This window comes from Psychrobacter sp. PG1, assembly GCF_014897815.1.
GTDB lineage: Bacteria > Pseudomonadota > Gammaproteobacteria > Pseudomonadales > Moraxellaceae > Psychrobacter.
Map to the genome: position 1 here is coordinate 1 of NZ_JABUZG010000043.1, position 11,740 is coordinate 11,740.

At 43.8% G+C, this 11,740-nt stretch carries 6 protein-coding genes; all 6 read right to left on the reverse strand.

Going from position 1 to position 11,740, the window contains the following annotated elements; genetic code table 11:
• Window positions 1-11: 11 nt before the first annotated feature.
• Window positions 12-908, reverse strand: coding sequence for a hypothetical protein (locus INT03_RS03460; RefSeq protein WP_193007622.1), 897 nt, complete (start codon window positions 906-908; stop codon window positions 12-14).
• 14 nt (window positions 909-922) lie between these two features.
• Window positions 923-3,589, reverse strand: a complete 2,667-nt coding sequence (locus INT03_RS03465) for a DUF2345 domain-containing protein (protein WP_193007623.1) — start codon at window positions 3,587-3,589, stop codon at window positions 923-925.
• Between the two features lie 172 nt (window positions 3,590-3,761).
• Entirely contained in the window at window positions 3,762-4,553 is a 792-nt protein-coding gene (locus INT03_RS03470; protein ID WP_193007624.1) for an OmpA family protein, read from the reverse strand.
• A 155-nt stretch (window positions 4,554-4,708) separates the two neighbouring features.
• Window positions 4,709-5,689, reverse strand: coding sequence for a type VI secretion system-associated protein TagF (gene tagF, locus INT03_RS03475; RefSeq protein WP_193007625.1), 981 nt, complete (start codon window positions 5,687-5,689; stop codon window positions 4,709-4,711).
• Window positions 5,686-9,732 carry a type VI secretion system membrane subunit TssM gene (gene tssM, locus INT03_RS03480; RefSeq protein WP_193007630.1) on the reverse strand — a complete coding sequence of 1,349 codons (4,047 nt, stop codon included), beginning with the start codon at window positions 9,730-9,732 and terminating at the stop codon, window positions 5,686-5,688. The genes tagF and tssM overlap by 4 nt, the downstream gene beginning before the upstream one ends.
• 66 nt (window positions 9,733-9,798) lie before the next feature.
• Window positions 9,799-11,583 carry a hypothetical protein gene (locus tag INT03_RS03485; RefSeq protein WP_193007632.1) on the reverse strand — a complete coding sequence of 595 codons (1,785 nt, stop codon included), beginning with the start codon at window positions 11,581-11,583 and terminating at the stop codon, window positions 9,799-9,801.
• Between the last annotated feature and the right edge of the window lie 157 nt (window positions 11,584-11,740).

Sequence of the window (11,740 nt, forward strand, 5' to 3'; positions counted from 1 at the left end):
AATTGAGCTTGTTACTTAGTAACACATAACTTCTTTTGATCAATTCCTAAACCTGATAGATCTCCATGATAACAGGACTGTTGAATATCTTGAAAAATGTTATCATTAGGTTCAAGAGACCAATGAAAATTTTCTTCTAATTTATATGGGTGCTCTAACTCTATCCCATCTACACCCTCATATTCTAATAAACTACCATTTATAAATATATTGTGAGAGCCATAAAGTTTTTCAAGCTGATCATACCAAGAATATGGAGTAACATAAGTTTTATTACGAATAAGCTTATTGGCTAGATCACTGGGAGTGTGAACATGCCCTTTACCACTAGGTGTAGATATATTCGCTAGATCTAGAATATCTTTTGCAGTTTCTGCACAAGTATCGTTTTTGTAGGCAGTATATTTTTCTTCTTGAGCAACAACTTGAAGCTTAAAATTGTTAGCATGGAGTCTTATACTATCTAATTGTTCTTTACTAATTTTAAATTTAAATAGCTGACTAGTTTCTGTAATAGTATATTCAGTATTACCAGGCCTTTTTCCACTATACTCGTCTATACCTTTTCGTCTCTCTAGAAAGTTTGGGTTAGCTAATGCACTATCTTGAATTTGTTGAGGTGTTCCAGCATTCTGATCTACACCTGGACCAAAACTAAAGAAAGTATCAACTACACCATTTTTTACCGTAATAAAATAGTTATGCCCATAGCCATCTTCAACAGTCAAATCTTGAGTATTCGTAGCTTTATTGAATGCTCTTTCATAAGTTTTACCATTTATTATAAGACTTTTCAATAAATTAACTTCAAATCCAATTATTAAATAGTATTCATTTGAAATTTTTATTATTTTATTATTTTCTGGCTTCGCTTGTGTAGCAGCGCTCGAAGTTACTTGTTGAGTCATTATTTTTTCTCTCTCTATGTTTGCCAGATAAGTTCTAAATGAATATCAATATCATCTTTATTATCGGACTGAAAGCGCTCTGACCAACCGTCTTTATCTGTATTACCTTTAAACTCTTCTCCTGTTACTTTATTAATAGCAGTGTAAGGCGTATTAGCATAAGGTTCCTCATCATCATCAACAAACTGATACGCTAAGTTATAAACCCCATCCATCAACGTCTTTTTCTCAGGAATTATGCTAGGCAACCCCGCCAAACCCAGCCCATCCCGAGCCCCCTTCGCCCTTGAATGCTTACCGCCTTTCTCCGTGAACTGCTTAGCCGTAATCGTAATATCTGTGCCATCAAGTGTAATACTCGCACCACCAGCCGTTAGCGTGATCTTATTCGTCGCTACCACTTCAACGGCTTTAGTCGAGGAGGCGATGTTTATATCCTGCTTAGCCGTGGCTTCAAGCTTGCCTGTATGTGCAGACAGAGTAATATTGTCCTTGCTATTTGTCATACTAAACTGACCATCGGCGATTATGTTTAACGACTCGCTACTGACTTGATGATGACTATCGCCACTACTAATCATCATATCTTGCTGCGTGGTGGTTATCATTTCACCCATTGACCGGTGAATAAGTAGGTCATCACTTACATAGCCGGTATCAGCCGCACTATCAATGAGCGTGAATGGCGTTGTTTGATGGGTTTTGGTTTGCTGTTCTTCTGCGATAGTTTCAAGTTGGGTTTTAATCGCTTTGTGGTCATTGACATGACGTCCAAGCCCTGTTGCCAGTTGCGTTAACCGCTCAGTTAAGTGCTGACCTCCAAGAGCAGTCTGGGTCAGAGTCGGGGTGTGCTGTTGGTAGTTATGCTGTCCAGATTGTGCGTGGGTTTGTGGCTGAGTGGAAAGGACGAGGGCTTCGCCTGATTTTATATTGATTTGAGCGTTAGTAGCCGCATTGATGCCTTGACGTTTGGCTGTGCCTGATGGATTGATGACCCCCATCTTTAGACTGGCAGATATCCCAGCACTGTCTACTTTTAGCTGAGAGTAAGCTTGTTCTATACGATGATCAGTAATCCATTCTGATAAACCGTTGCCCGTGTTACGATAACCGCTTTCGACCGCTTGTTCGTTATCCGTGGCAAATAGGCTAGGGCGACTCGATGATAGTAAGCTACCCGTATTAATCAGATGTTCACTATCACCGATAGACTGCATCAGGGTTTGGTCGTCTGCTCTATGGGTGAAGTGGGTGCCATAGTTAGCGCCAGCTTGCGCCTCCAATCGGTTGACAGGCTGAGCTGGACTATCCAATAAATAGCTGCGCGTGGGCGTCATATGGTTACGGCTATCCATCTCATTTTGCATTTCAGTGATCCCTGTCATCGGCGGTAGGGCATGTCTGCCATATAGATGACCGACCCACGGGGTATCAGCGGTAATGAGGCTCAGCTGGGTTAAGTGAATGCCAGCTTCCAAAGAGGAGGCATGGCGCTGATGATGGCGGCGGCTTATGGTGAGTCCAGTCACATGCGCTAGACTATTGCGAGCCAGATGCACGATATGGGTAGCACGGTAGTGCTGATTGAGCGTACTGTGATCGACAAGCATAAAAGTATCAGCAACACTCAAATCGGTAGCATGGGCTATGGCATGATAGATGCTATATCGATTTTGATGACTGTTTGCCACGATGGTTGCTTCGTCTATGGTTTCAGTATCTGTTACTGGCGCAAAAGCAGCAGGCGTGTCTAATGTGAGTGTGTGGTCATTCGAATGGCTTATGTCATCAAGGTTACGGCTCATCGCAACGTCAGCGGACTGCGTTGGGTGTGCAACACTGCTGCTATTAAAACGCTGCATCGTTACTGAGTTTGGCTGGGTGATGACCTGCTCACTCAATGCCAATACTGGTGCATGGACACGGTCATGTAACACTTGCTGGTAACGCAGCGCGCCAATATTCAAGCTGATGCCATCGCTATCACTTGGACTATGCGATGTAATAACGAGCTTTGGTGGACTATGCTCGTCCGTTTGCTCATGGCGTAGATAGGCTGTCAGCCCTTGACGCGCGAGCCGCTCGCAAATATGTGTCCAGTCGCTTATTTGCCACTGGGTCATGCGTGCTGGTGACCAGTTAGCATCTTCACCATTGTTAGTGTCATCGATGATTTCTATATCCAGCGTAGCCGTGCGCTCTGCTACCATCGCTTGTACGGTCAAATGAGTATCAATATGACCGCGTATATGCTGATGCAGACGATAAGTGATGGGCTGGGCGAGCAAGCGATAATAGCCGTAGCTGCCATCATGATCTAGCTGATGCACAGCCGTTATATACAGATGACGAAAGCTTAGGCCACTCGGAATATCAAAGCTCAAGGTCAGAGGGCTACCGATGAGATTGGTCAATGGCGTAAAGGGAGGGTGATGCCGCTCATGGATATAAACATGTAACACATAAGTGTCGATACCATGCTGCTGGTATTGGCAATTACCATTGGGGTTTAGTTGAGCAATGATATCGGCTTCATCAGCGCTATGCATGAGCTTATCTTGCCACGCACGATGAGCATTGATGTCTTGGCGAGCGCTCGGATAGGGCGCTTGAGTGCTGCCTTCACTGGCATAGATCCGGTCAGGGTGCATAGGCAGCACGGTATTGGTCAAGCGTAGCATAGTCATGTCCCTATTTTTTTAGCAGTGGCTCTCTTTTGGCATTGGCATTTTTTGTAGCATCGATATCTCTAGTAGCAATGACAGTATGTTTTTCAGCATTATCAAACCAGCTATCAGCACTTAACCGTCATTGTTTAGTTGCCGTTATCGTCATACGTTCTACATAGCGATGTTATTCATTAAGGGTAAATTCGATACGGCGATTGCGAGTGCGACCTTCTTCGTTGTCGTTACTAGCGATAGGATCTGAGTCTCCTTTACCAGTAGTACTGAGACGAGTCGCATTGATATTTCGACCGATCAAGTATTGTTTGACGGCTTCTGCACGCTTATTTGATAGGGCAAGATTGGCAGTAGAATTGCCGACATTGTCGGTATGACCGGTGATAAGAACAGGCTTATCACCGACCCGCTGTAACACCCCTGCCATATCGTCTAAGATACCAAGGCCCATCGGCGTTAGATTGGTGCTACCAGACTCGAACTCGACGATACGGTTGCCTAAAGTCTCGTCTATGAGGCGTTGTTCACCTTCTACCACGACCAGCTGATTTTCTAATTGATAGAGATCAGTTAGGCGCGAGTGAATACGGTTTTGAATGGCTTGCTTTTGTTCAAGGCTGCTTACCTTGCCATGCAAGCTAATGGTCGTACCATGAATGTCGATACGCCCTTGACGAATGTTAGAGATATCGCTATCAATGATAGTCGTGGCTATCTGTTGCCAGTTGGTTGGTATACTGATGTTCGAACGTACTTCGATTTCATCTCTGACAGGTTTATCAGGATACTGTGCTTTTAGTTTGTCGAGCAGTTGCTGTTTGTCTGAGCTGGTAGCGACCACACCTTTGATGACCACTGGCACGTTTTGTGAACTATTTGTCACATGAGTGTCGTTATGTTCTGCAAATACAACGGCGCTCATAGGCAGGGTGATAGCAGCGGCTAATAGCAGGTTTTTCATGTGATTTGTTCGCTTGGGTTTTGTTATTCTAGAGAGGACTTTCATTCAAGTACCTTTTTAATCTGTCTATTATTGAGCAGTGACTAATTGCAGGGGTATGATGCATGACGGCTACTACTAGCTGTTACGAATCAGCAGTTATCGTGAGCTATTATTTATTGTGCTAAAAAAGTTTTTTTAAACAATTGCCTAGTATCATACAGATATAAATTGTCTTGTAACAATACTTTATTGAAACGGGTCAATCCAATGTCTTCATCGATATAGCCTTGAGTCCAGTCGCTATGAGCGATGACCACCCAATCTTCAGGATAGTTTTTTTCACTTTCTGATATTTGCTTGAGTATGCGTCCATCGGGTTTAGTAAAACTCATGAGCAGGCGATAGCAATTAGCGACACGATATAAGTAGGTATTCAAGTAGAGCTGGTGTGGCTGATAAAAACCATTGATGAGATCGTGCCAAAAAGTGGCCATGTGTATCGAGTTTTCTCTATCAGAGGTAAGTGACCAGCAGATGGCTTTATTTAAGCCATGGAAACCCTTAGTAAAGGTCGGTAAAAATAACAGGCCAGTGGCAATGATTTGCTGTATCAGTTGCGCTTTATCGATGTTCATTAAGATCGCTATATCATGCAACGTAGTGGTATTGATAAAATCATAGTAGTAAGTACTGGCATTATTATCGATGCTGAGTTGGCTATGGTTGAGGTGCTCCATAAGATCGCTATTGTCAGTTTTGGATTTAGCCATACTTAAAACTTCATAAGTGTCATTCCAAAGCGCTGATGACTTGACGGGCAGATAGTTCATCCAGTTTTTCGGTTTATCGAGATGAAGCACGCCAAAACCTATCAATGGATAATTTCTATAGCTACTATCGTGACTAGGGATCAAAACACCGGTGATAATCTCATTAGCTCTAGTATCGATATGACTGAAATTTAAAAAGGCAAAGTCATGATTACTGACATTGTCTATCGGAATTCCGCTAAATACACTTTCCGACACGGCTAGCGCTTCGCTGACCCATTCATCAATGGCATTGGTCTCAGAGATATGAACGCGCGCCCGTACAAAGTCCCCGCGAGCAGGCAATTTTCCAAAATATACTAAAGGCAAGGAGTCTGGAGTCATGGCGTTTGCTCCTGCTGTTCAGTCACGGCTGAACGATCATCAGTAGCCGTCGTGGTATCAGTAGGCGGCTGTACTGGTGGACTATTTTCACTATTGGTATTAGGGACTACAGTAGATACGCGGGCAGGCGGCGTGACATTGCTTGTATTTTGCTCGCCAGTCGGTACTGGCTGATTGGTGCCAGAACCTGCATTGGGAGTATCGCCATCAACAGCATTATCATCAGAAATTGGCCTTGCTGTACGTGTGACACCAAGGGCAATAATCTCCTCTGGTAGTTTCATGCCAGTAAAGGGATTGGTAGAGCGACCTTGACCGGTAGTGGTACTACTGCCGCTGCCGCTGATGATTCTAAAGCGTACAGAGATAGTGATACCGTCACCAGACCATGCCATCTCAAAGATATCATTGCCAAGTTCAGTACGGCGTGCACTGTTAATGAGCCTTTCTACCCCAAAGCTGCCTGCTTCTTCAAAGACAGTAAAGTCTCTGCCATCATAGTCCTTGGCTCGAATACTGGCACCAGGTTGGCTACTTGGATTTGGCCATACAAACGTTGTCCACGCTTGAGTACCCATGCGATAACGCAACTGTTGACCATCGACTACAATGGTATATTCAGTCAAACCGCTGACGGGTAATGGCATAATTTGAAAAGTGGTTTGATTGGCAGCGCCACCAGTATTATTCGCACCAGCAGCGCCTGTGCTATTGCTGCCCATATAATTGGTAAAGTAACGGCCAAAATCAGCGACAAACTGCGGGTTGAGACCCAGACCTGCACCATTCCAGATTTTACTGGAGATTTGATCGCCGCGGCGAATGATAAAGGGCGATAACGTTTCGTTGACGAATCGCGCCACATAGCCATCTTCGCCGAAGAATTGACCGATCTCTGCAGGCGTCGCTTCTAAGTTTGCATTGGCGGTAAAGGGATACTTACTGCCTAAATTATCGAGGAAAGGCTTATAGACCTGCGCTTTCCAAACTTTATTAATCTCAGCCTTAGTGGGCGTCAGCAGCATGTTAAATGAACGAGTCAGTGGCTCACTCAACAACGGACGAACCAGTTGTTTTATTTCAGAGTTGGCTTGACTTAGGATCTGCTCATCTAATATCTGTAGAGATTTGGTTAACTCTGAGCCTTCGGGACTGAGGGTTTGTGAGGCAAACAACAAAGCATCAGGGCCGATGTCGTCACTACGAGCGATATTGTTAAAGCGGGTTCTGATATCGCCTAAACTGACTAAATAGCTGTCTAATAATGACAGATCCTGATTTTCTTCTCTTGGCGTTACTAGCGCATGTATAGAGGAGAATTCTTGAGCAATCACACCTGAGCTTGCTTGTGCTACAGGCGCGGCGTTACTAGAGCTGCCACCATTATTCATCGCAGCTTCTGCTTGCCGTAGCTCAGCAGGGCTTTGACGCAGGATGGTTTGCTTAAACCAATTGACAAATGAGCGACGAGATTCGCCACCATTGCCAGCTGCTTGATTGGCCGCTTTATTGTCCCATTGAGTTTGGCGATCTACTGTCTCAAACAGGGTTTTTAACGGTGACTCTGTGGCATTGGACAGCTGATTTAATAAGACTGCATGATCATCGAAGCCTGTGCTATCCCGAACATACACTTGAGATAAAAAACGTTTCCATTCACTGATATATTCTTGCTTATAGCGATTGACCAGATATTGTCGTATCTGTTCAGGGCTACCCGTCAAGGTAAGGTCATCTTGGCTGCTGGTGGCCAACACCCAATCATCGGCGACCACTCTTGTGGTGGCAGCTTTATCAATCTCATCACTGACGAAAGCCTCCCATGCCTCTTTAGTAAAAGTGCCTGAAATGACATAGCTACCAAGCAGTGCTTCATTAGCATTGTTTTGCGTAATCTGCGCAACCGTGACCGATGGGAAGCGGGCAGATGCGCGCATTTTAATCTCAGAGTAAACCCGCTCACGAGCAGGTTGGCCTTTGCTAACATTGGATAAATTGCTACGGGTTTTGTCTATCAGCCCTAAGTCATTTTGGATCAATGGAAAGGCGGGGTCGTCGACATGAGCCAAGGTAAAACTCAAGATACGCTCAGCTTGGCGAATCATCTTGTCACGCGGCATGTCAGCGCGATTGGCTTCGAGCCAGTTGCGCCAAAAACGGGTCATCTGATCACTCAAATGACTGGCCTCTAAATTGTCATGATTGCCAAGCATGAGATAAGCCTTGAGCGCATTATAAGCATCTTCAACGTCTGTGGGGTCCGACTGGATATAAGCATCATTAACGGCAGCATCAGAGGTGTCATCAGTGCTTGAGTCTTCTGTACGGACTTCTAATTGATCGGCATTGGTATTTACTTCGGTTAAAAACGTTTCGATATTTTGTTTGGTTGGCGCTAAGACGATGATGCTGATGCCGTTGTAATATTCTGCTAGCAATTTTTGCTTAAGCTTATCGCCTTGATAGAGGCCAAAACTCAAAGACAGCGGCTTGTCGTCTTCATAGCCTTCAAGCTGCTCGATTCGACTTTGTAGAATATTGAGCGACTCAAGCTGCGATTGTAAGTCACCATTAGAATTTTTTTGTAGCGCTGCGACTTGCTGTAAGTCAGCCACGACACGCTCAGTGAGCTGTTTATTATTGGCATAAGACCATGTCCACAGACCGACAGCCGCACACAAAGTCACGACAGCAGCTAGCGTCGCAAGCGCACGATGACTGCGCTTGTGTCGGTTTTTATGCTGCTTGACCAAATGCTTGTCTTTTAAAATGACTTTAGAAAATAGATCTTGTAAAAAATAGGGCTTGTCTGCGGCTTCTTGCTGCGCATTGAGCGGTATCGCAGGTGGGTGCAAATCGTAATTTTGCACCATTTGCAACGTCATTTGGCTGCTAACTTGCCCGTCCTGCAAGGCGCTGGTAAAGTAAAAGCCACGCAATATGGGCTTAAATTGGAAAGGGTTGTCCTCAAACAACGCATGCATCAGTGTCCGTATCATGGGACGTAATGACTGAAATTCCATTGGGAAAGTCATTAGACTGGGAGATACCGTGCGCTGATGACGCAAGGATAGCTTAGTTGTGCTCAAATCTTTTAGACCATTGACCAATACGCCAAAATGCTCTTCGAATATGTCCGTAATATTGATATTTTCTGGGTCTTCAGGGTAGGGGATGGTCGCGCCCCATACTTGGCTGCGCTCTTCTTGCTCATAGTCATTAAAGAAGTCACGGAAGCCTGAAATCAAATCCATTTTAGTAAAGACCACATAGACAGGCGCATAGACTTCTAACTGTTCAGTTAAGTCTTGCACACGGCTGCGCAGATTCTTGGCCAAATCCAACGCATAGTTTGGGTCATTTTTGGTGAGTTCGGCGATACTGACCGCGATGATGATGCCATTGATCGGTGCTTTAGGTCGATTCTTTTTGAGTAAGCTTAAAAATGACAACCATTCTGATCGATCTTCTTCATAAACGGAGTAACGTCCAGCGGTGTCGAGCAAGATACCTTCAGTCGAAAAAAACCAATCGCAGTTACGTGTACCGCCGACGCCTTTAACGGATAGCTTGTTACCTTGTTCCATAAAGGGAAATTTTAAGCCAGAGTGTAGCACTGCAGAGCTTTTGCCTGCGGCTGGATTACCAATGACCATATACCACGGCAGCTCATATAACGCCGCTTTGCCTGTTTGATCGCCAATCTTTGATTTGCGAATGGTTTTAATGGCCTCTTGCATTTGCTGACGTAGCGCTTGCACTTCTTGAGCGTTTTCATCTTTGGCCACATGAGGGCTATCGTCACCTTGGCTCTCGTTGCCATTATCCTCCACTAAGTTTGCCAGCTCATCTGAGGCAAGCTTACGTTTTTTCCACAGATAATAGCCAAGCGCCCCCAGCACCGTACATGTGATTAGGACGCCAATGATTATGACAAAGGTTTTAATAGTCACATAATCATAAAGTAAGACTAGGGCGACTATGAGCCCCAGCGCCAATAATACTCTTGGGTTATAGATAAGATGAAAAAACCTTGAAAACATGCGTGCTACCTAGTATGAACTTAAGATAATAAAACGAGTATTTACCACGACAAAACACCATTAAAACTACGACTCAGATTTTTGAGAAGAGTCTAGCAACCAAAGCATATTGCAGTGCTTATGTTGAGTAATTAAAAATGATCTGTCTGACTCTTGTTGGTCTTCTTTGGCTAAGTCAATGAATAACGATAAGCTGATGAATGGCTTCAACCAATTATTCAATGGCATATAATGCCCTAAATGATGCTCATTTACCAGAGCGCCTTGTGCTATAAATGCTTCAAGAAAGCTCATATACGTTGATAAGTCATAGGGCTGATTTAATGGATTAATGTCAGACATGGCGGTAATGGTCATGTCTGTTATAGGAACATTAGTCTTGTATTTTTCTTTGCTATTGATGTCAGACGATTTTTTTGCGGGCTTTATTGTCTGTTTATCGGTGGTTTTTAGCGTGGTCGTATCGGTCGGTGACAGTGAGAGCATATTGTCTATTAATAGACTTTTGATAGTCGTTAAATGATTCAAATAGTGACGTTTATCACTCAAAAGCTCAGTGCGATGAGCTGTACCTATCTCCGTTAATAAAATACGGGTACTAGCGTCAATATTGAGTAGCTCTTGAGCCGCTTGATTCGAGAATAGCAACAGAGCACCCGCCTCAGTTGGAATGACATTGGTCATTTGCTCAGCATACAAATGAGTGTCTAACCATTCTTCACTTATCTGTGAATCTGCAATGAGAATTAAGCAAAGATCCGGCGCAGTTGATTTAGATAAAGACAGCAGATGTCTATTGATAAATTCTGTAGGTGTGGCAATTAGGGTATTGTTAGCGCTATTATCTGCTACGGTGTTTGCGACGTCAGTGCTGTCAGTTATGATGGTCGTAATAGCAAGCCGTGTATCAGGAATACCGTAAGTTACTAACTGTTCTTTTATGGTCGCGATTAAAAATGCTGAATCGGCGCTGGCAGGTAAGCATAAATAGATAGGAAGATTGGCTAAATGACCGGCAGAGGCTGCTGTCATTTTGTCATCACTGTTCTCTTTACGGCTGTTATTTTCACTACTTACTTCGTTGGCACTCACCAAATAATGTTGCTGCCATTCGGGATGAATATGAATGGCTGCGTTGGACTGAGTCGTATCTTGTTGGTGATGTTGGTAAAAGTGGTCGGCAAGGCTAGACAGCATCTCCTCGCTCAAGACTAGCTGCTCATAAATTAATGCCTGTAAACGCAAGGTAGTATCATTTAACGCGGCTTTACGTTCAGTAAATCTCTCATCATCGAGATGATTGTCTAAATCATTGTCTAAATTACTGTTCGAATCTAAATAACGGTCTGAATAGCTGTCGTCAAACTCTGAGTCTGCTGAATAGGCATCAGATATATTAGGATATGGTAGGGCGGCGGCATCAGGGAGTCTTGCAATCGGTTTGACCAACATTGGCATACCATCAATATCTGTCAAATCCTCGCTCAATACGGTTAGGTCTGCATCATTGTCCACCACCTCAGACCAACAGTCTCCTTCTGGTAGGCAGACACGGCTATAGATGAATAACTGATAAGTATTGGGCGGCTTAATAGCGTCTGTTTTATCTGTTGTTCCATCAAGTATCTCTGGTGAATCGGTTGTTTGTTTATCCAGTTTTTTTTGCCACCATAAGAGCGCCATGATAGAGCCAAGAAACAATAAAGGGATGGTAACAAACCATAGTAATAAGCCAGATGAGGTCAGCTGTCGCGCATTGTCTTTAAAGTACATCCAGACCAAAATGAGATACAACACCAAAATCATGACTAAAACAGATCGGCCGTATGACAGTATTTTTTTTGCGCCCACTTATTTAAACTCCCTATTTGTTGGGTTGTTCTTATGATTATTACCATGTAGACAAGCTTTTCGATCCAAATTTTATGATATCTATAAGCTTATTTTTACTATACTAGTTAACTTTATTTACCCCACTCTCAACTTGAAATAAGCAACTCAAACTGAA